18 protein-coding genes are annotated in these 22305 nt (G+C 57.0%); 13 read left to right on the top strand and 5 right to left on the bottom strand.

Going from position 1 to position 22305, the window contains the following annotated elements; translation table 11 throughout:
• The first annotated feature begins 49 nt into the window (after positions 1-49).
• The 7 genes from J9777_RS12615 to J9777_RS12585 all read left to right on the top strand — a co-directional run bounded on the left by J9777_RS12615 (position 50) and on the right by J9777_RS12585 (position 8035).
• Positions 50-730, top strand: coding sequence for a dihydrofolate reductase (locus J9777_RS12615; RefSeq protein ID WP_209349166.1), 681 nt, complete (start codon positions 50-52; stop codon positions 728-730).
• A gap of 67 nt (positions 731-797) precedes the next feature.
• Positions 798-2009 (top strand): dipeptidase, encoded by a 1212-nt coding sequence (locus tag J9777_RS12610; protein ID WP_209349165.1) that lies wholly within the window; start codon positions 798-800, stop codon positions 2007-2009.
• A complete protein-coding gene (locus J9777_RS12605; protein WP_209349164.1) occupies positions 2009-2935 on the top strand; it encodes a bifunctional riboflavin kinase/FAD synthetase in 927 nt (308 codons plus the stop codon). Before J9777_RS12610 ends, J9777_RS12605 begins: the two co-directional genes overlap by 1 nt.
• Positions 2932-3984, top strand: a complete 1053-nt coding sequence (locus J9777_RS12600) for a glycerophosphodiester phosphodiesterase family protein (RefSeq protein ID WP_209349163.1) — start codon at positions 2932-2934, stop codon at positions 3982-3984. Before J9777_RS12605 ends, J9777_RS12600 begins: the two co-directional genes overlap by 4 nt.
• Positions 3985-4058: 74 nt before the next feature.
• Positions 4059-7079, top strand: coding sequence for an isoleucine--tRNA ligase (ileS, locus tag J9777_RS12595; RefSeq protein WP_209349162.1), 3021 nt, complete (start codon positions 4059-4061; stop codon positions 7077-7079).
• A complete protein-coding gene (lspA, locus tag J9777_RS12590; protein ID WP_209349161.1) occupies positions 7076-7597 on the top strand; it encodes a signal peptidase II in 522 nt (173 codons plus the stop codon). The genes ileS and lspA overlap by 4 nt, the downstream gene beginning before the upstream one ends.
• 30 nt (positions 7598-7627) lie before the next feature.
• Positions 7628-8035, top strand: coding sequence for a DUF3035 domain-containing protein (locus tag J9777_RS12585; RefSeq protein ID WP_209349569.1), 408 nt, complete (start codon positions 7628-7630; stop codon positions 8033-8035).
• Positions 8036-8314: 279 nt separating this feature from the next.
• On the opposite strand, the gene J9777_RS12580 is transcribed toward J9777_RS12585, so the two are convergent.
• Positions 8315-9628 carry a hemolysin family protein gene (locus J9777_RS12580; protein ID WP_209349160.1) on the bottom strand — a complete coding sequence of 438 codons (1314 nt, stop codon included), beginning with the start codon at positions 9626-9628 and terminating at the stop codon, positions 8315-8317.
• 172 nt (positions 9629-9800) lie between these two features.
• Between J9777_RS12580 and J9777_RS12575 the strand changes: the two genes are divergently transcribed.
• Positions 9801-10493 (top strand): OmpA family protein, encoded by a 693-nt coding sequence (locus tag J9777_RS12575; RefSeq protein ID WP_209349159.1) that lies wholly within the window; start codon positions 9801-9803, stop codon positions 10491-10493.
• A 57-nt stretch (positions 10494-10550) separates the two neighbouring features.
• Here J9777_RS12575 and J9777_RS12570 read toward each other — a convergent pair whose 3' ends face one another.
• The gene (locus J9777_RS12570; protein WP_209349158.1) at positions 10551-11333 is read right to left on the bottom strand and encodes a 3'(2'),5'-bisphosphate nucleotidase CysQ; all 783 of its coding nucleotides are present in this window, start codon (positions 11331-11333) and stop codon (positions 10551-10553) included.
• A 127-nt stretch (positions 11334-11460) separates the two neighbouring features.
• On the opposite strand from J9777_RS12570, the gene sucC reads away from it, so the two are divergent.
• Positions 11461-12660 carry an ADP-forming succinate--CoA ligase subunit beta gene (sucC, locus tag J9777_RS12565; protein ID WP_209349157.1) on the top strand — a complete coding sequence of 400 codons (1200 nt, stop codon included), beginning with the start codon at positions 11461-11463 and terminating at the stop codon, positions 12658-12660.
• A gap of 64 nt (positions 12661-12724) precedes the next feature.
• Here sucC and J9777_RS12560 read toward each other — a convergent pair whose 3' ends face one another.
• Positions 12725-13615 carry a DUF6265 family protein gene (locus J9777_RS12560; RefSeq protein WP_209349156.1) on the bottom strand — a complete coding sequence of 297 codons (891 nt, stop codon included), beginning with the start codon at positions 13613-13615 and terminating at the stop codon, positions 12725-12727.
• A 247-nt stretch (positions 13616-13862) separates the two neighbouring features.
• On the opposite strand from J9777_RS12560, the gene J9777_RS12555 reads away from it, so the two are divergent.
• The 4 genes from J9777_RS12555 (at position 13863) to J9777_RS12540 (ending at position 17473) form a co-directional block, all read left to right on the top strand.
• A complete protein-coding gene (locus J9777_RS12555) occupies positions 13863-14609 on the top strand; it encodes an electron transfer flavoprotein subunit beta/FixA family protein (RefSeq protein WP_209349155.1) in 747 nt (248 codons plus the stop codon).
• Positions 14609-15550 (top strand): electron transfer flavoprotein subunit alpha/FixB family protein, encoded by a 942-nt coding sequence (locus tag J9777_RS12550; protein WP_209349154.1) that lies wholly within the window; start codon positions 14609-14611, stop codon positions 15548-15550. The genes J9777_RS12555 and J9777_RS12550 overlap by 1 nt, the downstream gene beginning before the upstream one ends.
• Before the next feature lie 48 nt (positions 15551-15598).
• The gene (locus tag J9777_RS12545; protein WP_209349153.1) at positions 15599-16474 is read left to right on the top strand and encodes a hypothetical protein; all 876 of its coding nucleotides are present in this window, start codon (positions 15599-15601) and stop codon (positions 16472-16474) included.
• Positions 16475-16546: 72 nt separating this feature from the next.
• Positions 16547-17473 carry a TonB family protein gene (locus J9777_RS12540; protein ID WP_209349152.1) on the top strand — a complete coding sequence of 309 codons (927 nt, stop codon included), beginning with the start codon at positions 16547-16549 and terminating at the stop codon, positions 17471-17473.
• A gap of 12 nt (positions 17474-17485) precedes the next feature.
• Here J9777_RS12540 and J9777_RS12535 read toward each other — a convergent pair whose 3' ends face one another.
• Positions 17486-18748 (bottom strand): DUF445 domain-containing protein, encoded by a 1263-nt coding sequence (locus tag J9777_RS12535; RefSeq protein WP_245228731.1) that lies wholly within the window; start codon positions 18746-18748, stop codon positions 17486-17488.
• Between the two features lie 85 nt (positions 18749-18833).
• Positions 18834-22301: an efflux RND transporter permease subunit gene (locus J9777_RS12530; RefSeq protein ID WP_209349151.1), complete on the bottom strand. Its 3468-nt coding sequence runs from the start codon at positions 22299-22301 to the stop codon at positions 18834-18836.
• Positions 22302-22305 lie beyond the last annotated feature (4 nt).

Here is a 22305-nt window from a genome sequence, read left to right as displayed (position 1 = left end):
GGTACCGAGTGGGTGTTGCAAACAGGACTCACTTGAAACGAACGCTACAATGGATTCTAAGCGAACTATGGGAACATCGGATCAAACAGCGTTACTTACGTCAATCGTCGCGATTGATAAAAAGGGAGCTATAGGCTGTCGCAACGAGCTGCCTTGGAAACTCAAGACAGACATGCAGTTTTTCCGTTCTCAAACGATCGGAAATACGGTTATCATGGGCCGTAAAACGTTTGATTCTATCGGCGGGAATGGCCTCCCACGCCGCACGAATATTGTCCTTTCCCACAATAACGTGCTGTTCGCTAACACAGCCGCGTGCCAACTCGCGCTATCTATTCCCGAGAGCCTGTTTCGCGCCGAGGAAACGGGCAGTGATGAAATCTTCGTCGTCGGCGGAGCGCTCACTTATGGGCAATTTGCGCCTCTAGTTGACCGATATTTGGTCACGATCGTTGATTACGAAGTTCCGGATGCTGATGCGTTTCTAGATCCAAACATTCTAGATACATTTGAGAAATGGGGTCCAACACTCATTTCGGAAACATCAGCGTCATCTGATAACGATGAGCACAACTTTGCTATTTATGAATTTTGCGCACCGGACCACGAAGAGCGCCAAGCGAAACGATTGGAACTAATAGATAGCTTCCGATCAGCGATCAAAAAGCCAAAGAATCACAAACGAGCGGCCAAAGCGCCGGGATTACCGCAGGACGCTTTTGCCTTTTGAACGACCTGCTCAAGATCCATGGGCTAAGTGGTCAGAACTCAACAATCGGCACAATGTGAGGCACTAAATGCGGAAGCTGTTGCTCAACCTCCTGCTGCTGATCGCCGTTTTGGCAATCGCATTCTTCGCCTTCGCGCCGCGCTATTTCGACAGCACCAATAACGCGCTGGACGGCAAGCCGCTCGAGGCTGTTAGCGAAGAGGCGAAAGCGCTCCATAGCACCCTGACAATCGTCGATCTGCATTCCGATACATTGCTGTGGCAACGCAGCGTGCTGGAGCCAGTCGAATACGGCCACATGGATCTACAACGTCTGCAAGAGGGCAACGTTGCGCTGCAGGTGTTCTCGAGCGTGACCAAGACGCCAACGGGCCAGAATTACGACAATAATAGCGCTGATGGCGATAATGTTACCCTGCTCGTCATCGGGCAGTTGCAGCCAGTCCGCACTTGGACGTCGCTGCTCGAACGGTCGCTGTGGCACGCAACCAAGCGGGACCGTGCGGTTAAAGAGTCTGGCAGTGTGTTTGCAAGCGTGAATGATGGCAGTGATCTGGAATCTTTGCTCACCGACCGCGAAGCTGGGGCCAAAGACCGTACCGGCGCACTGCTCAGCATTGAGGGCCTGCACAATCTGGAGGGCAAGGCCGAAAATCTCGACGTGCTCTACGACGCTGGCTTCCGCATGGCTGGCCTGACGCACTTCTTCGACAATGAGCTCGCCGGATCGATGCATGGCGAGGAAAAGGGCGGGCTGACCCCATTCGGTCGCGATATTGTCGAAGCAATGGAAGCCAAAGGCATGATTGTTGACATCGCACATCTGAGCAAGAAGGCGACGGCCGAAGTATTGACCATGGCAACCCGTCCGGTCGTCTCCAGCCATGGCGGCGTGCAGGCGACCTGCGACGTAAACCGCAATCTGACCGATGAAGAAATTATCGGCCTGGCCAAAACCGGCGGTGTGATCGGGGTTGGCTATTGGGAAGGCGCGGTGTGCGACACTTCGCCAGCGGCCATCGTCAAAGCCATGAAGCATATCCGCGACCTGGTCGGGATCGAACATGTTGCGCTGGGCAGCGATTATGACGGCACCATCACCGCACGGTTCGATACCTCGGGGCTAGTCCATGTGACCAATGAACTGCTCAAGCAAGGCTTCATCGAGGAAGAAATCCGCGCGATCATGGGCGAAAACGCAATCCGCGTGATCCGCAAAGGTCTGAAGCCTGCATCCGAGCTCAAACAAAGCATATCTACAGAGGAAGCTGTTGAATAATGCGCTGGCTCGATCACCGTGAAGCTGTGCCTGACAGCCTGCGCGGCGCCATTGTGGCGCTGGGCAATTTTGATGGCTTCCACAAAGGGCATCAGGCTGTTGCTGGCGAAGCGATTAATTGGGCGCGTGAGGAAGGCCGCCCCTCCATCGTGGCAACATTCGATCCGCATCCAGTCCGCTTCTTCAAACCCGATGCAGAGCCTTTCCGCCTGACCACGCTGGAACAGCGGCAAGAGCTGTATCTGGAAGCGGGTGCGACCGCGATGCTGGTGCTGCATTTTGATGGCGCGCTGGCATCAACCACTGCCGAGGATTTTATCGGCGGTCTTCTGGCGAAACAGCTTGGTGTCGCAGGCGTCGTCACTGGCGAGGACTTTACTTTTGGCAAGGGCCGAGGCGGCAATGCGCAGGTGCTCGCCGACGTCGGCGCACAGCACGACATTCGCGCGCGCACCATTGGACCGGTTGGAGATGCCGATGAGGTTATTTCCTCTAGCCGTATCCGCACGGCCTTGCGCGAGGGCAATCCGCAGGAGGCTGCACGCCTGCTCACGCGTCCTTTTGCAATTCGAGGCATCGTAGAACATGGCGACAAGCGCGGGCGCGAAATCGGCTACCCTACTGCCAATCTTTCTATCGAAAGCTATTTGCGGCCCAAATTCGGCGTCTATGCAGTCACAGGCCGTGTGCTCGCCACCGGGCAGGAACTGAAAGGTGCGGCCAATATCGGCATCCGGCCACAATTCGAGCCACCTAAGGAGCTACTCGAACCGTATTTCTTCGAATTTTCGGGCGATCTGTACGGTCAGGAGATTGAAGTGAGCTTCCATCATTTCATCCGCGGCGAAGCAAAGTTCGATACACTTGAGGCGCTGATGGAAGCCATCGACCAAGACTGCAAAAAGGCGGCACAGCTACTCGCATGAAAATCTGGCTCACGCGGATCGGCTTTATCGCCGCGATCATTTTTGTAATCCTGACTGTGGTCAATGCCAGTTGGCTGGCCGATGCGCCGCGCGGGAAGGCGAAGCTGGTCGCGCATCGCGGAATAGCGCAGCACTTCGACCGTGCAGGCGTAGAGCGTGACACTTGCACCGCCGAATTGATCGAAGAACCAGTCCATGACTATCTCGAAAACACCGGCCGAGGGGCGCAGCGGGCGGCAGAAATCGGCGCGGCGATGATCGAGGTCGATATTGCGCCGACTTTGGATAGCCAGCTGATCGCTTTCCACGACTGGACTCTCGATTGCCGCACCGATGGCGCCGGCCCCGTCCGTGAAGCTTCGCTGGAAGGCATCATGAAGCTCGATGCGGGCTACGGCTACACTGCTGACGGCGGCAAAACCTTCCCGCTACGCGGTACGGCTGTGGGCGGCATTCAACCGCTCTCGACATGGATTCTCTATGTCCGCGAGTCGAAGCAGATCATGTTCAATTTCAAATCAAGCGATGCAAAAGAAGCCGATTTGCTCGCGGCAGTGCTGAAAGAGGCGGATCGCGACCCGGTCAAACTACGTTACGCGTTTTACGGCGACCCTGCGCCGGTTGCGCGGATTAAAGAGCTGTATCCCGATGTCTGGGCGTGGAGCCCTGCCGCCGCGAAGCAATGTACGACCGACTATCTTCTGTATGGTTGGACCAGCATCATTCCCGAAAGCTGTAATGACGGCACGCTGATCGTGCCGCTCAATCGTCAGTGGATGTATTGGGGCTGGCCCAATCGCCTCGTCAGCCGGATGGAAGAGGTTGGCGCGCGGATTATCGTGACAGGCCCGCATAGCGCGAATGAGCCCAACACCGGTCTCTCGCTGCCCGAACAGCTCGGTGACGTTCCGCGCAGCTTTAATGGCTATGTCTGGGTGGATGATATCTGGACTGTTGGCCCGGCACTCTATCCTGACCGCGACAATCGCAATCAGGCGCAGCGCGAAGCCGCCTATGCGGGCCTCGAAGCGCGGCGCGAGCGGCAGTAAAACGCCCCGCAAACGCATACGCATACGCAACCACTCTTCCCCCGCGCGGCGCTTTCCTTTAACGGCGCTCCATTATGACTGAAGAACGCGCCACAGAGCGAGATTATAGACCAACGGTTTTCCTGCCGAAAACCGACTTCCCGATGAAAGCCGGCCTTCCCAAGAAGGAACCGGGTATTCAGGCGCGTTGGGAAGAAATTGGCCTGTATGAAAAGCTGCGCGAGGCGCGTGCGGGCCGTGAGAAATTCATCCTCCATGACGGACCGCCTTATGCCAATGGCGATATGCATATCGGCCACGCGCTGAACCATGTTCTGAAGGATACGGTTGTCCGCACGCAAAGCCTGCTCGGCAAAGATGCGCCTTATGTGCCCGGCTGGGATTGCCACGGCTTGCCGATCGAGTGGAAGATCGAGGAACTCTACCGCAAGAAGAAGAAAAACAAGAACGAGGTCGAACCCAAGGAATTCCGCGCAGAATGCCGCGAATATGCCCAGAAATGGGTCGATGTTCAGCGCGGCCAACTGCAGCGACTAGGAATCAATGGAAGGTGGGACAAACCCTATCTAACAATGCGCCCCGAAGCCGAAGGCGCAATTGTCAAAGAACTGCATAAGTTCGCCGAGACCGGCCAACTCTATCGCGGCGCAAAGCCGGTGATGTGGTCACCGGTTGAAGAAACAGCCTTGGCCGATGCCGAAGTCGAATATGCTGACCTGACCGACAGCCCGCAGATCGATGTGGCGTTCGAGATTGTTGAATCGCCGATTCCAGAATTGGTCGGCGCACATGCGGTAATTTGGACGACGACACCTTGGACGATTCCGGTGAACCAGGCTTTGGCTTACGGAGCGGAAGTTCAATACGATCTGCTGGAACTCACAACCCACATCGATGCGCCCGCAGTCACCGGAAAGCGTATTTTGATTGCAAACGATCTTCGAGAGATGTTTGCGGAAAGATTGGAACGTTACGTAAGGTCTTTGCCTGCGGCGGTCGATTGGCCAGCCGACAATCCGATTGTTGAAATCGACGACTTCTTGTTTGACGAAAGTCACTCGGGTGGAGGCTTTCTTCATGTTCGGGGTAAAGACCTAGCCGGAACAATCGCACGCCACCCGATGCACAAGCTTGGCGGGTTTTACGCCAAGCCGCGCCCGTTCCTCGAAGGTGATTTTGTTACCACGGACAGCGGTACCGGTCTTGTCCATATGGCACCCGATCATGGCGAGGATGATTTCGATCTGTGCCGCGCCAACGGTATCGACCCAGTCTTCGCCGTTATGGGCGACGGGCGTTATCGCGACGATTGGTTGTGGCTCGGTGCGGATGATCTCGATGATGAAGGCAAACCGCGCCGTCGCAGCGTGATCAACAAGCCATTCAATTCTCCCGAAGGTCCGATCTGTTCGGATCTGCGCGAGGCAGGCGCGCTTCTCTCTGCCAGCGCCGATTATCATCACAGCTACCCGCATTCATGGCGTTCCAAAGCGAAGGTCGTGTATCGCTGCACCCCGCAATGGTTCATCGCGATTGATGAGGATCTCGAGCACATCTCGCCCAAGACGCCCGAGGAAAAGGGTTGGGAAGGCGAAGGCGGGGCAATCGATCCGTCCGACGAAACCATCTGCGCCGCGCCAACTTTGCGCGAACGCGCGATGGAAGAGATTGAAGCCACTCGCTTCATTCCCGAAAAAGGCCGCAACCGCCTGCGCTCTATGGTCGAGGGTCGCCCCGACTGGCTAATCAGCCGCCAGCGCGCATGGGGCGTTCCGCTGGCGCTGTTCGTACACCGCGAGTCTGGTGAGTTGCTCGTCGATCCGGAAGTAAACCTCCGCATCCAGCAAGCTATCGCGTCCGAAACCGTCGATGCGTGGGAAGAAAGCCGCGCAGCTGAGTTCCTCGGCCCCGATCGCAACCCGGACGATTACGAGATGGTCACCGACATTCTCGACGTGTGGTTCGACAGCGGTTCCACGCACGCCTTCGTGCTCGAGAGCGATGAATGGCCCGAACTGCAATCGCCCGCCGATCTCTATCTGGAAGGCAGCGACCAGCATCGCGGCTGGTTCCAATCCTCACTGCTTGAGAGCTGCGGCACCAGAGGCCGCGCGCCCTACAAAGCCGTGCTGACGCACGGATTCACCATGGATGCCAAAGGCTTCAAACAGTCCAAGTCGCTCGGCAACACTACTGATCCGCTGAAAGTGATGGAACAATATGGCGCGGATATCATCCGGCTGTGGGCACTAAGCGTCGATTTCACCGAAGATCACCGTATCGGCGATGAAATCCTCAAAGGCGTGGGCGACACGTACCGCAAGCTGCGCAACACGTTCCGCTATTTGCTTGGCGCGTTGGATGGCTTTGTCGGCGACATGGGGGATGATACGCAAATCCCTGAGCTGGAAATCTACATCCTGTCCGAATTGGCGGAATTGGACCGTAAGTTGAAGCAAGCGGTCAATGATTTCGACTTCAACACATACACACGTCTGCTCGTCGATTTCTGCAATGAAGACCTCTCCGCCTTCTTCTTCGATATTCGCAAGGACTGCCTCTATTGCGATGACGAAAACGATCCGAAACGCAAAGCGTATCGCACGGTGCTGGACATCCTGTTCCACGCGCTGATCCGATATGCGGCGCCCGTCTTGGTCTATACCGCAGAGGAAGTATGGAAAGCGCGTTATCCTGACGATGATGCGCAAGAAGGCAGCGTACATCTGCTCGAATGGCCTGTCATTCCGGCCGTTCAAGCGGATACTGCGCGCTGGACCAAACTGCGCGAGCTGCGCGAAACGGTGATGGAGGCGATCGAGCCGCTTCGCCGTGAGAAAACCATCCGTTCCGGTCTCGAAGCTGATGTGACTGTGCCCGAAAGCACAGTCCCTGAAGGCTTTACTGACGCTGATCTCGTCGATCTGTTCATCACCGCGACAGTCACCCGCGGCCAAGGGGATGGCGTGACAGTTACGCGCACATCCGATCACAAATGCGGCCGCTGCTGGCGTTTGCTGCCCGAAGTCACCGAAGATGGTGCACTTTGCGGTCGCTGCGACAGTGTGGTTGCTGAATGGGATGCGGCACAATGAGTATTCTCACCAAGCCCCGCATGATCGGCCTTGCGATTGCCTTGATCATCTTTGCCGCGGATCAATGGATCAAAGACTATGTAACCGGCCCGCTGGAGATCAACCGGATCGGCGACTACGTGGAAATCCTGCCATTTTTCGATCTGCGCTTCACGCAGAATTTCGGCATCTCGCTGGGTCTGTTTGAAGCCACGTCGCCCGAAATGCGCTATGCACTGGTCGCGGTCACAGCGCTGATCGCGCTCGTCGTGTTCATTTGGATGCTGCGCGAGAAGGCGTTTGGCGACATTCTTGGCCTATCGCTGATCCTTGGCGGCGCGCTCGGCAATATCGTTGACCGGTACACACTCGGCTATGTCGTCGACTACGCCGATCTGCATTTCGGCGACTTCCGCCCCTTCCTCATTTTCAACGTTGCCGATGCGGCTATCACCATCGGCGTTGTAATCATCCTTGCCCGATCCTTCTTCGTCCGCGATAAGGAAGAGGAACAGGATATCGAACCGGCCCAGACCTGAAATCGGGCCCGTGGAGAGACTACTATGCGTATGACGACCAAAATCATCTTCCTCGGCGCAACCAGCGCTATGCTGGCAGCCTGCGGTAGCAGCGGCGGTATTTTGGGGCGTGAGCGCCCCGACGAGTTCGCCGTTCAGCGCCAGGCACCCTTGGTTGTTCCGCCTGATTTCAATCTGGTCCCACCAGCCCCAGGTGCACCGCGTCCAGCAGAAGGTACTGCATCTGAGCAAGCTCTTGAAGCTCTGTTCGGCGGCCCTGCCCCGCGCAGTTCGGTCGAAACCAGCGCGCTTGATCGTGCAGGAGTCGCTGCTCCAGGCATCCGCTCCTCAGTAGGTGATCCGGACACCAACACCGTCGCTAAAGGCCGCGTAACCCGCGATATTATCGCCGCACCCGAAGGTGATGGTCAGAATAGTCAGGCGATCATTCCGGGTTGAGTTTGTTCTCCGCACGCCATCCGGCGCGCGATTTCCTCGCTTTCGTTCCCTGACGGTCACTTCGCTGCGGGCGGGCCGCGCGGCCCTATGGCTGCCGCGACCAAGAAAAGTTGCCAGATAGATGGTTAGCGCTGATCCGGTCAGCGACTAGCTGACCGCAAGGCCGACCGGCCGTCCGAGCTTATGCGAGGAAGCCAAGCGAGCCGGATGGCTCGCGCCCGGCGACTGAGGTACTAAACAAAAAGGACGCCGGCGCTTGAGGCTAAACAAAAAAGCCCCTCACTCCTCGCCATCCTCCTCCGGCACCTTCGTCACCAGGAGCTTGTCAATCTTCCTGCCATCCATATCGATCACTTCGAAGTTCCAGCCCTGCTCGACGAAACTCTCGCCCTCGAGCGGCAGCTTTTTGATCACCGACAAGACAAATCCGGCAACGGTCGCGAACTCGCGGCTGTCGCCGTAATCTAGGCCTAAACGGTCAGAGAGATCATCGGCTGACATTCCGCCCGAAATGAGCAGCGAGCCGTCTGCCCGCTCAGTCATCGCGGGCGCATCGCCTTCATCCTGATCACTGACAAATTGGCCTACCAGCGCGGTCAGGAGGTCAACCGGCGTCACTATCCCGTCCAGATGGCCATATTCATCATGGACCATCGCCATCGCGATCTCCGCCTGTTGCAACGAACGCAGCGCATCCATCGCATCAAGCTGATCCGGCACAATCTCTGCCTTTTTCATCAGACGTTTGAGGTTGATTGCCTCGCCTGCGACCAACTGCGCCAAAACTTCGCGCACTTTAACCACGCCGAGGATTTTGTCAGGCGATCCATCGGCAACGGGAAGCAGCGAATGCGGGCTTTCGTCAATGGTCTGACGAATGTCTGCCTCGCTCGCATTCACGTCGATCCAATCGATCTCGGTACGCGGCGTCATCACTTCGCGCACGGGGCGTTCCGCTAGCCGCACCGCGCCGGTCAGAATCTGGTGCTGATCCGCCTCAATCGCGCCCGACTGCGTCGCATCGGCGAAAATCATATGAAGCTCTTCAGCAGTCACGCTGGATTGGCCGCCGGGACGAACACCGAACAAACGGATCAGCAAACCGGATGACGTATCCAGAATCCAGACAAGCGGCGCGGCGATCTTAGCCAGCAACGCCATCGGGCGCGCCATAATGAGAGAGATCGGTACGGCCGCCCTTAATGCGAGCTGCTTGGGCACCAATTCGCCAACAACCAGGCTGAAATAGGTCGTCAACGCGATCACCACCGCGAAGCCGGCTTGTTCGGCATACTCCTTTGGCACACCCAACGCTGGCAGTCGCTCTGCCATGGGTCCACCCAAACTGGCTCCGGAATAGGCGCCTGCAATGATGCCGATCAGGGTAATCCCGATTTGCACCGTCGAAAGAAACTTGCCGGGATCTGCCGCTAGCGACATCGCCAGCGCTGCAGACTTGCTGCCCTTATCGGCCGCGCCCTGCAATTGCGTGGTGCGTGCAGAGACAATCGCGAGTTCGGACATCGCGAACACGCCGTTGATAACGATCAAACAGCCAATGATGATAAGGTCGGGCCAAGGAAAAGGAGTCACGCCAAACTCGCTAGCACAAAAGGCGCTCTGCGCCATATGCCATTCATCTGTTCATAGTTAATAGGCTGATCGGGAACACCAATGGCGCTGCGGGATTGATTATGCAGCGGCGCTGGTGGGAGCGCCCCGCCCGAACACGGGCAGGAATGCAATTTAAGGAGGGGAATACCCCATGAAAAAATCAAAAGTCTTCGTTTCGAGCCTCGCTGCTCTGTCACTGGTAACTGTATCGGGCTGCGTCACCGACCCGAATACTGGTGAGCGCAAAGTTTCGCGCACGGCAATTGGCGGTGTCGGCGGTGCAGTGCTTGGCGGACTGCTCGGCGGCGTAATTGGCGGCAAAACCGGACGCATCATCGGCGCGGGTGTTGGCGGTGTCGCTGGCGGCGTAGTCGGCTACAAAATGGACCAGCAGATCAAAGAGCTGAAAGAGCAAACTGCAGGATCAGGCGTAGATGTCACCGAAGTAGATGGCGGTGACGCAATTCTGGTGAACTTGCCTGACGGTGTAACGTTCGATGTGAACAGCTATACTATCAAACCGACCTTCCGGAACACGCTCGACACCGTTTCGGCAAGCCTTCAGCAATATCCGGACAGCTTGGTGGACGTATATGGTCACACCGATTCAAGCGGGTCTGATGCCTATAACCAGCGTCTGTCGGAGCAACGCGCGGAAGCGGTGGCCAATTACATGTCATCGCGCGGCGTGAGCTCGGCACGGATTCGTTGGCAGGGCTTTGGTGAGACGGCGCCGATTGCGGACAATGCCACTGCCGAAGGCCGGTCACGCAACCGCCGGGTCGAAATCAAGATCATTCCGATTTCCCAGGCAGATGTCGAGGCCGCGCAACAAGCGCAGTAACTCTTCCGTCAGACTATCGACTATTAAGGGGGCGGGCATTGATCTGCCCCCTTTTTTCTATGGCGCAGTGAGTGCCTCTGCACGTTCGGCCAAATGGGCGACAGCGTCCTCATGGATCGCGGGCGCGCTAACCATCATACCAAAAGCGCGCGGATCGGGTTTGTTGTAAGCAAAAGGCTTGCCGAACGCGTCTGTGACCGTCGCGCCGGCTTCGCGAGCGATCAAAGTCGCCGCGCCGATATCCCACTCGAATCCCCACCTTAGCGTGGCAACCAGATCAGCTTCGTCAGCTCCGACCATTGCGACCCGCAGCGCAATCGAGTTGGGCTGATCGACCATCGTCAAGATTTGATCTACTTTTTGTAGTGACGCCGCCGGAACCCGCGCTCCCGCAAAATTTTGCCGTGTCGATGCAGTAAGCTTTTCACGGTTCCGCCACGCGCCTTGTCCGGCAATACCGACCCATTTCTCACCGCGTGCAGGCGCATCCAAGACCCCGATCAACGGTCTACCCTCGCTAATCAGCGCAACAGAAACGCACCATCCGGTGCGTCCGCGCAAAAAATCTCTAGTCCCGTCAATCGGATCTACCAGCCAGATGAGCCCCTTCTTGAGCCTCTCGGGGTCATCAACGGTTTCTTCAGACAGCCACCCCGCTGACGGGAGCAATTGTCCCAATTGTTTGCGGAGATAACCGTCCACCTCGATATCAGCGGCGCAAACCGGACTGCCTGGTTCTTTCTCCCAGCTTTCGACTTCATGCCCGTCACCGGGCCACAGGCCGAGCGCAATCCGCCCTGCTTCATCAACAATTTCTTCAAGGCGCGCGCGATCAATCATGCTGATATGCTGTTGGGGTGCCCCATCAAACTTTGCAAGCCAGCACTTTTCAAGCGCGCTGATACATGCTTATGCGCGCTGAACACATTTTCAGATTCTTCTCGCCTTTCATAAAGACGGATACCCCATGAACATTCACGAATACCAAGCCAAAGAACTCCTCGCGAAATACGGAATCGGCATCCCTGCCGGTCATGCTGCGCTGACAGTCGAAGAAGCTGTTGCGGGCGCAGAAAAACTGCCCGGGCCGCTCTATGTGGTGAAAGCGCAGATTCACGCAGGCGGACGCGGCAAAGGTAAGTTCAAAGAGCTTGGCCCTGACGCAAAAGGCGGCGTTCGCCTCGCCAAGAGTATCGACGATGTGAAAGCTGATGCCGCCGACATGCTCGGCAATACGTTGGTGACCATCCAGACCGGCGATGAAGGCAAGCAAGTCAATCGCCTCTATGTGACCGACGGTGTCGATATCGAGCAGGAATACTACCTCGCGATGCTGGTTGACCGGGCAACCGGTCAGGTCGCTATGGTCGCCTCGACCGAAGGCGGCATGGACATTGAAGATGTCGCGCATGAAACGCCCGAGCTGATCACCACGATCACTATCGACCCGGCGCAAGGCTTTATGCCGCATCACGGCCGCGCCGTGGCATTTGCGCTGAAACTGACGGGTGATCTGAACAAGCAGTGTCAGAAACTGGCTGCAAAACTCTACACCGCGTTCATGGAACTCGACACGGAAATGCTCGAGATCAACCCGCTGGTTGAGACCAAAGACGGTCAGCTGCTGGTGCTCGACACCAAGATGAGTTTCGACGGTAACGCGCTTTATCGTCACAAAGATGTCGAGGAAATGCGCGACGAGACCGAAGAAGATCCGGCAGAAGTCGAGGCGAGCGAATATGACCTCGCTTATATCAAGCTCGACGGTAACATCGGCTGTATGGTCAATGGCGCGGGTCTTGCCATGGCGACGATGGACATCATCAAGCTGAACGGCGCGTTCCCGGCCAATTTCCTCGACGTAGGCGGCGGTGCAACCACTGAAAAAGTGACCGCTGCGTTTAAAATCATCCTGAAAGACCCCGCTGTCGAAGGCATTCTGGTCAATATCTTTGGCGGTATCATGAAGTGCGACATTATCGCTGACGGTATCGTTCAGGCCGCGAAGGAAGTGAATCTTTCCGTTCCTCTGGTCGTGCGCCTAGAAGGCACCAATGTGCAAGCGGGTAAGGACATTCTTGCAAACTCAGGACTGCCAATTGTGGCTGCAGACGATCTGGGTGACGCCGCGAAGAAGATCGTCGCGGAAGTTAAAAACGCGGCCTAAGCAGAAACACTTCTGACAAAAGATTGAGCCGTGCCGGTGCAAACTGGCGCGGCTTTTCTTTTGGCTATCTGGTTGACCCCGGTTCCGGCAAGATCGGTGCCGTGGTGTCCTGAAAGGTCAGCCAGTTGCGCCAGATGTCGTGCGTTCGCTGGTCGATCAGGCGGATTTCACAGCGAAGCATCATAGCGTTGCGAATTGTACCCTCCTTCCATTGTTCGTAAACCGCAGCGCACGCCTCTTTACGGTACTCCTTGGCAAGGGACTGGGCCGCGCGCATCAGGCGCTCGCGCTCGGTCATACGCGCACTCAAGCCCGTTTTACCCGCTATCGCGGCTTCAAAATACTGCTCTTCGCGCGTAATCGCCCGGTCACGAACTGCGGCAAGGCACTGATTGATAGCATAAGTTGTCCCGTCGCAACCAGAGGAAGCCTGCTGGGCGCCGGTGCGATCAAAGTTAAATAGCAACTCCTCACCGCTCTGCATTTTTACTGCCGCAACAAGTCCGCCAGCGCTCTCTTCCTCCATGGTGCAGCGTAGCGTCAGACCACGGAAATAGGCGGCGCATGGTTCGATCTCAATTAGCCGGAAGGTGACCATTCCCTCCTTGTCTTCCCAAGCAGTCAAATCAGCATTGAAGTGCTTGAGCCGCATCACCAGCGAGCCATTCTCCTCCATCAAATACATATGCTCAGAAAACTGGATGCCGCTTTCGCCATCTTCTTGGATGAACGTGCCCACCATCGTTGTGCCAACCGGCGGCAGCCAGCTCTCATGCGCAGGATTGCCGCCAATGCCTGTGCCGCTCCATTGGCCGATCAGCCAATCGACATCCGCCAGCGTCGCGGGCGGCGACGGTTGGTCCTTGGGTGCCGTGCGCGTCTCTTGCGCCGATGCCGCCGCACCGCAGAGCAGCATGATCGCTGCTACAATGCTCTTCCATCCGAAATTCGTCATGCCCTCTCCTCCTACGAAAGGGACTAGAATGCGCACGGCCATTGGTAAAGCGCGTGAATGGACTTGACCTTGCCCCCTTCCGGCGCGAAGCGGACACAATAAGGCGGTCGAAAATGGAAACAGTTTCGGTGCCGAGCGTTATATCTTCGAATGCGCGATGCTGCCCGATAAGGGCGTGTCTGGCTTGACGTTTACGTAAACGCAAGGTAGGCCTCGCGCAGAAATTCCACGAGAGGAAAGGTATCTCATGAAAATCCTCGTACCTGTCAAACGGGTGATCGATTACAACGTCAAACCACGGGTCAAAGCCGATGGTACGGGCGTTGATCTTGCAAACGTCAAAATGAGCATGAACCCGTTCGACGAAATCGCTGTTGAAGAAGCGATTCGGCTTAAAGAAGCGGGCAAAGCCGAAGAAATCATTGCGGTTTCGGTCGGTCCGGCCAAGGCGCAGGAAACGCTGCGTACCGCGCTGGCTATGGGTGCCGATCGCGCGATCCTCGTCGAAACTGACGAAGACGTAGAACCACTCGCCGTGGCGAAAATCCTCAAAGCCATCGCGGCAGAGGAAACTCCCGGCCTCGTCATGCTCGGCAAGCAGTCGATTTCTGACGACAGCAACCAGACGGGCCAGATGCTCGCTGCGTTGATGGAACGCCCCCAGGGTACGTTCGCCAACACTGTCGAAGTCGACGGCGACAGCGTCACCGTGAAGCGCGAAGTCGATGGCGGCCTTGAAACCGTCAAGCTGACTATGCCAGCCATCGTCACCACCGACCTTCGCTTGAACGAACCACGCTATGCGTCGCTGCCGAACATTATGAAGGCAAAGAAAAAGCCGCTCGACACCAAAACGCCTGCCGATTTCGGTGTCGATATCGCGCCGCGCCTCACCACCACCAATGTCAGCGAGCCACCGGTTCGCCAGGCGGGTGAAAAGGTTGAAGATGTGGATGCGCTGGTCGCCAAGCTTAAAGCACTGGGAGTTGCATAATGAAAACTCTAGTCCTCGTTGAACATGACAATGCGTCGGTCAAAGACGCTACTCTTGCAGTCGTCACGGCGGCCTCGAAGCTGGGCGAAGTGCATCTGCTCGTTGCTGGCTCAGGCTGCGCAGCGGTTGCTGATGAAGCTGCCAAAATCGCCGGTGTGGGCAAAGTCCACCTCGCTGATGATGCCGCTTACGCCAACCAACTGGCTGAAAACGTAGCGCCCTTGGCCGCCGGCCTGATGGCAGATCATGACGCGTTTCTCGCTCCTGCAACCACCACCGGTAAGAATATCGCACCGCGCGTCGCCGCACTGCTCGACGTGATGCAGATTTCGGACATCATTTCGGTCGAAGGCGATAAGACCTTCACCCGTCCGATCTATGCCGGCAACGCAATCGCGACTGTCGAAAGCAGCGATGCTAAGCTGGTTATCACCGTTCGTGGTACCGCCTTCGACAAGGCGGCTCCGGAAGGCGGTTCAGGCACAGTCGAAGCCGTTTCCGGCGTTGAAGGTTTTGGGGTTGACGCTGGTACATCTAGCTTCGTCAGCGCGGAAATTGCCGAGAGCGAGCGTCCGGAGCTGACCAGCGCCAAGATCATCGTATCGGGCGGACGGGCACTGAAAGATGCTGCCACGTTCGAAGAGTACATCACTCCGCTCGCGGATAAGCTCGGCGCCGGTATCGGTGCTTCGCGTGCTGCGGTTGATGCAGGCTATGTTCCGAATGATTATCAAGTCGGTCAAACCGGCAAGATCGTCGCGCCGGAAGTCTATATCGCTATCGGCATCTCCGGCGCGATCCAACACTTGGCCGGTATGAAAGACTCCAAAGTGATCATCGCGATCAACAAGGATGAAGACGCACCGATCTTCCAAGTGGCAGATATCGGCTTGGTCGCTGACCTGTTCAACGCCGTACCGGAACTTACCGGCAAGCTCTGATCCACCATGGAGCTTGTTACGCTGGAGGCATCCGGTTAGACTAAGCTCATGGATTTAAAGCAAACATTTAGAGCCGGGGTCTGCGCAATCGCAGCCTCCGGCCTTTTTGTATCGCCTGCTTCTGCCCAGGCGCAGCCAATCTCGCTTGCACCAACCTCTGAATGGGCGCTGGAAAGCGCACCCGATCATTGCCGTGTCTCGCGGATGTTTGGAGAGGGCGATACCTCTACAACGCTGTCGTTGGACAAGGGACTAGGCGCTCGAGAGTTGAACCTCAGCCTCGTCAGCCCGATCGTCGACGATCCGTTTAGCCCCTGGGCTTGGTACGAATTCGGCCCGGCGGAGAGACCAAATAACGCCAAACTCGTGCTGACCAAGACCCCTGATGGCAAGCCTCTCGCTACCATATACGGCGCCGCATTTGCACCTCTTATCGAAGAAGAGCCCGGCACATTCCGCCGCGATCCGCTGAGCCAAGAACGGTTCGCAGCGATTGAAACTCTGTCGCTCAAGTTGGTTGCACGGCACCCCTTCTTCCTCGAAGTCGGGCCGATGGACGCGCCGATTGCCTCTCTAGATGCATGTATGAGCGAAAAATACGAGCAATATCTTGTCGAGCACGAGCTTTACACGGTTCACGCAGAACCCACAGCGAGCCCGGGAACATGGATTACCTCCAGTGATTACCCCAAACAGCTGTTGATGAACGGAGCAAGCGCGCTGATCGAATTCGCACTTCTCGTTGATGACAAGGGCACTCCAAACTTTTGCGCTATCAACCCGTCTGGTCGTCCACAAAAGTTCGATGATGCCATCTGTTCGGTATTACTGGAGCGTGCACGCTTTTCTCCAGCGCTCGACAAGGCCGGAAAACCTGTTCCGGATGTGTGGGAGAGCAGGATACGATTTCAGATCGCGAAATGACACCGCTCAGCACGGTAGATTGGGCTTGCCGCATCGCGTGTTACACTTCTTAACTCCAATTAGGATAAGTCGATGATTTCGGAACGAGCATTGAAAGCTAGTATTGGCGCCGTTGCGGTCGCCAGCCTGCTCGCGCCGCCCGCCATTGCCAAGGATGCGCCCGAACCCATACGCCTGAAGCCTTCATCCAAGTGGCATGTCGAATTTGCCGATGATAGCTGCCGGCTCGCGCGCTTCTTTGGCGACGGCGATCAGAAGACGCTATTCTATATCGAGCGCTATGAACCGGGAGATCGCTTCTCGATGGTAGCAGCGGGAGAGCCGTTCAAAAGATGGACACGTAGGTCTGAGGTCATGGTCCGTTTCGGTCCAACTTTTGAGGAGAACGAGTGGACCTATGCGCTTGGTAATGTCGGTGAGCATAAGCCTGCGCTGATCTTCTCATACGTGCGTTTCGACGGGCCAGAGGAAGACAGCGATGACGATGATGAAAGCGAAGGGTTGGAAGCAGTGGCCGATGTTTTCGGACAAACGGTAACCCCCGAAGCAGAAAAGGAGGTCTCATGGATCCAGCTTCGTTACCGCAAAAAACCGCCCGTCATTCTTGAGACCGGATCAATGGGCGATGCGATGAAAGTGATGCGCAATTGCACCGATGATATGCTGCAATATTGGGGCATCGATCTCGAGAAGCATCGCAATCTCGCCAAATTGCCAGAGCCGATCGGCGATGTTGGCAATTGGGTCCGGTCCCGTGATTACCCGAACGACCTACTGCGCAAGGGTTACCAGGGGTTGGTTCAGGCACGGCTCTCGGTCGATGCGAACGGCAGACCTAGCGATTGCCACATCCAACAATCGACCCGGCCCGAGGGCTTCGACATTGCGGTCTGTTTGGGCCTGATGCAGAAAGCCAAGTTTTCACCGGCAGTGACCAAGGATGGGGAGAAAGTTGCATCCTATTGGCGGACTGCAGTCCGGTTCCAAATTCCGCGCTGACCAAATGGCGCTCTAGCCGTAAAACAGTCCGTCGAGAAAATGGATGGTCACGCCGACCAGTCCGCCAACCAATGTTCCGTTGATGCGGATAAATTGCAGATCGCGGCCAACCGCATTCTCGATCCGGTCGGTCAACGTTCGCGCATCCCAACGGCGGACGGTCTCTGATACGAGTTGGACGATTTGGTCGCCGTAGCGCGTGGCCAAACCCACCGCTGTGCGGCGCGCAAAGCGATTTACCTGTGTTTGCAGCTGGCTGTCCTCGCGCAACGCGTCACCCAATTCCGCAAGGCTGCTGCCTAGCTGGCCGCCGAGCACAGTATCGGGATTCCGCGCCATGCGGATCATGCCGGCACGCATGCGTTCCCATACGCCTTCCCACCAACGCGCGACCGCCTCGTTTTCCAGCACTTCGTCCTTCATGCGTTCGACCCGCTCGCGCATTTTGGGATCATGGACCAAATCATGCGCTAACTGGTCCAGGCCCTCCTGAATCTTGTCGCGCAGCGGATGTTCGGGATCGACAAGCACTTCAGCAAGCAATTTGTAGAGGCCGTCGAGAACGGATGCTGACAACCGCCCATCGAGCCCGGTCCAACGGATCACACCATTGGCCCGCTCGCTGATCATCTGACGAACCATCTCTTCATTGTCTTCGAGCGTCAGGCCCGACCAGCGGATGATTGCGTCGATCAACGGAAGGTGCCGCTTATCGGCAATCGCTGTGCTGAGCATTTGCCCGAGCAGCGGCGAAATCTCGATCTTCTTGGCCTGCGACTTGAGACCCGATTTAACCTGGCCGCCGAGCTTATCCGGATCGAGTGACTCGAGCACGCCAGCCAACAGTTCCGCTGCGCCGGACCCGATACGCGATTGCGAACCCTGCGTCGGCTCGGCCAAAAAGCCGCCGACCGCGCGCGCCATGTTCATATTCTGCATGCGCCGCGCAACCACCGACGGGATCAAAAAATTGGTCCTTAGGAACTGCGCCATTGTATCGGCGATCCGGTCCTTGTTTTCCGGAATGATCGCCGTGTGCGGGATTGGAATACCCATCGGATGGCGGAACAAAGCGGTCACCGCGAACCAGTCCGCAAGACCGCCGACCATAGCCGCCTCAGCAAAGGCATGAAGATAACCCCACGCCGGATGCAGATCGAGATATTGCCGCGACAGGACAAACAGCCCGGCCATCAAAACCAGCATCAACGTCGCGGTGATCCGCATACGCTTCGCTGTATCAGGCGGCAGTGTTCCAGAAACGGGGCGCATCATCGCAGGCCGCTTTAGCGCAGCTTTAGGCCGTTTGACACTATCCGAATCCGTCGCAGAAACGTCCGGTGATGCCGGTTGTTCTGAACTACTCGGCAGGGACGGCCTCGGGCTTGCCATCAGTATCGGTGCGGTCATCGCCCGGACGATAGGTCAGGAAGCGGTTGCGCATCCATGGGCCCATGCGCTGCTCCAGACTGTCCGCCAAGCTAAAGCCCGCCGGAACAATCAGCAGCGTCAACACGGTCGACAGGATCAGACCGCCAATCACCACCGTGCCCATCGGAGCACGCCATGCGCCATCGCCAGATAGCGAGAGGGCTGTCGGGACCATACCTGCAGTCATCGCAACTGTGGTCATCACAATCGGCTGTGCACGCTTGTGGCCTGCGTCCATGATCGCCGCGAGCTTGTCAGTGCCGGCTTTCATTTCCTCGATCGCAAAATCGATCAGCAGGATCGAGTTTTTGGAGACAATGCCCAACAGCAGCAAGATACCGATCAGCACTGGCATCGAGGTCGGTTGCCCGACGATCCACACAAGGAATATCCCGCCCAGCGGGGCCAGTGCCAGCGATGCCATATTCACCAGCGGGCTCATCAAGCGCTTATAGAGAAGCACCAGAGTAGCAAAGACCAACAGGATGCCCGCGATCAGAGCGATCTGGAAGTTCTCAAGCAGCTCGGCCTGAAGCTCGTCTTCACCCACCGCATCGCGGATCACGCCCGAAGGCAGACTGGACAATGTGGGGAGCTGGTTGACTTGCTCCATCGCGTCACCGCGCAGCACGCCAGAAGCGAGGTCAGCACCGATGAATACACGGCGGTTCTGATTGTAACGCTGGATCGAAGTTGGACCCGAGCCGAAGGAAATTTCGGCAACGCGGCCAAGCGGCACCGAACCGCCACTCGCAGTTGGAACCGGCAGATTGGCAATTGTCTCAAGATCGCGGCGCGAGCTCTTCGGCAGCTTCACGCGGATCGGGATTTGACGGTCTGACAGCGAGAATTTCGCTGCATTCTGTTCAATCTCACCCATCGTAGCAATGCGGATAGCTTGGCTCAGGGCGACGGTCGTCACTCCGAGATCGGCGGCGATATCGGCGCGCGGACGTACAATGATTTCCGGGCGCGGAATGTCAGCGGTCAAGCGCGGTGCCACAACCGTATCGAGTCCTTTCATCTCCTCGATCAACTGACCTGCAGTTGCCTCGAGAAGTTTGGGATCAGAACCGGCGAGCATGATCGTCAAATCGCGGCCACTGCCCGGACCACCCGGCCCATTCTGGTTCTGGAAGCGCACCTGAGCATCGGCAAATTTCGCGAGTTCAGGTGCCAGATCACGCTCGAAGATGAACGATTTTTTCTCACGGTCAGCCTTGAGCGTAATGAAAATAGTTGCATTGCCTTCACGAACGCGCACCAAAGCACGCTCGACATCGGGCTGTTCATACAACAGGTCGGCAACACTGTCGGCGACTTCCTCGGTCGATTCCAGCGTGGTGCCAGGCACCATCTCGATTTCGACCCGGCTGTTGTCCTGGTCAACCTCGGGTTGGAACTGGAACGGGGTGTTTCCGAACAACAGGATCGTGATCAGGAACGAGAAATAGCCAAGCATGATCATCCACACGCGGTGGTCGAGGAAGCGGGCCTCTAAATAGCGCCAGCCGTCGCGCATGCGTGTACCAAAGACACGCGCGATTACGCCGAGTAGTTTGAGAAGCAGGAAGCCAGCAAAGAAGCCGACTACACTGACCAACGCCAGCTGTAGAAGCTGAAGCGGACGCTCGATCAATGGCCGGATAAAGGAATCTTCCGACGCGGCAGCGGCTCCTGCCAATGTTTCCGGCACAGCCAATCCGGACAATGCACCGTAACTTTGGAACACTGCCATACCGACAACCACAATCAGCGCGATCAGCACGATGATCAGCGTCAGAATATACAGCGCGCGGCGGCGGATCGGCGGCAATGTATCGCGGATTGCGGTCATCTTCGACCGGTCAAGCGACCATGCGAGTACCGACATATAGCGATCCATCCAAGCACCGCCGCCATGGTCGGCGTGACCCTTGGCCTTGAGGAAGTAAGCCGCGAGCATCGGCGTAATCATCCGCGCAACCGCGAGGCTCATCAGAACCGCCGCAACAATCGTCAAACCGAAGTTCTGGAAGAACTGGCCCGTAATACCCGGCATCAAACCAACCGGCAGGAACACCGCGACGATACAGAAAGATGTCGCCACAACCGCCAGCCCGATTTCGTCGGCCGCATCGATGGATGCCTGATAGGCGGATTTGCCCATCCTCATATGTCTGACGATGTTCTCGATCTCCACGATCGCGTCATCCACCAGCACACCGGCAACAAGTCCCAGCGCGAGCAAGGACATCTGGTTCAGGTTGAAGCCCAGCAAATCCATAAACCAGAAGGTAGGGATCGCGGAGAGCGGGATTGCAATCGCTGAGATTACCGTTGCGCGCCAGTCGCGCAGGAAGAAGAACACCACAACAACCGCTAGCACGGCGCCCTCGATCATCGCAGCGATCGAGCTTTCATATTGATCTTCTGTATATTTGACCGTGTTGAAGAGCGGGATGAAGCGAACACCGGGGTTCTCTTCTTCAATCGTAGCAATTTTCTCCAACGCATTGTCAAAGACGGTCACATCGGATTCGCCGCGCGCACGCGACATTGCGAAGTTCACGACCTCTTTGTCGCGGACCTTACTGATCGATGTGCGCTCGCTGAAGCCGTCACGAACAGTCGCGACATCGGCCAGCTTGATCGTCCCCCCGCCACTCACTCTGATCTGGCGCTGTGACAATTCATAAGCACTGGCATTATTGCCGAGTACGCGAACCGACTGGCGCGTCCCGCCAACCTCCGCTTGACCGCCCGCGGCGTCGAGATTGTCGAGACGTAGCAAACCGTTGATCTGGCCTGCGGTCACGCCCAGTGCCTGCATCCGCGCTGGATCGAGAATCACTTCGATCTCGCGGTCCACGCCGGCGAAGCGGTTGACTTCGGCCATGCCGTCAATCGACAGGAGTTGTTTGGCGACTGTGTCATCAATGAACCAGCTCAGCTGCTCAATGGTCATATCGTCCGCTTCGACAGCATAGATGCCGAGGAAGCCGCCAGCGATTTCAACTTTGTTTACGCGCGGCTCAAGAATGCCATCGGGCAAACTGCCGCGCACGCCGTCGACTGCGTTCTTAACTTCGGCAACCGCGTCGTTCACATCCATGCCGACTTCAAATTCAACAAAGGTGTTCGAGCCACCTTCGCGCGCTGTCGAGGAGATATTGCGCACGCCGTTGAGCGAGCGCACCGCAGATTCAACCCGCTGGGTAATCTGGTTCTCAATCTCAGTTGGCGCTGCGCCCGGCTGAGAAATCGAAACATTCACACCCGGGAATTCGATATCCGGATTGTTGACCACGTCCATCCGCGCAAAGCTGAGAATGCCAGCGAACAGAATTGCGGTGAAGAAAACCAGCGGAATCACTGGGTTTCTAATCGACCACGCGGACATGTTGCGAAAATCCATAATC

Source organism: Pontixanthobacter sp. CEM42 (assembly GCF_017812015.1).
Lineage (GTDB): Bacteria > Pseudomonadota > Alphaproteobacteria > Sphingomonadales > Sphingomonadaceae > Pontixanthobacter.
The sequence above is the reverse complement of the archived record's forward strand: the minus strand, read 5'-3'. Positions and strand labels throughout refer to the sequence as shown.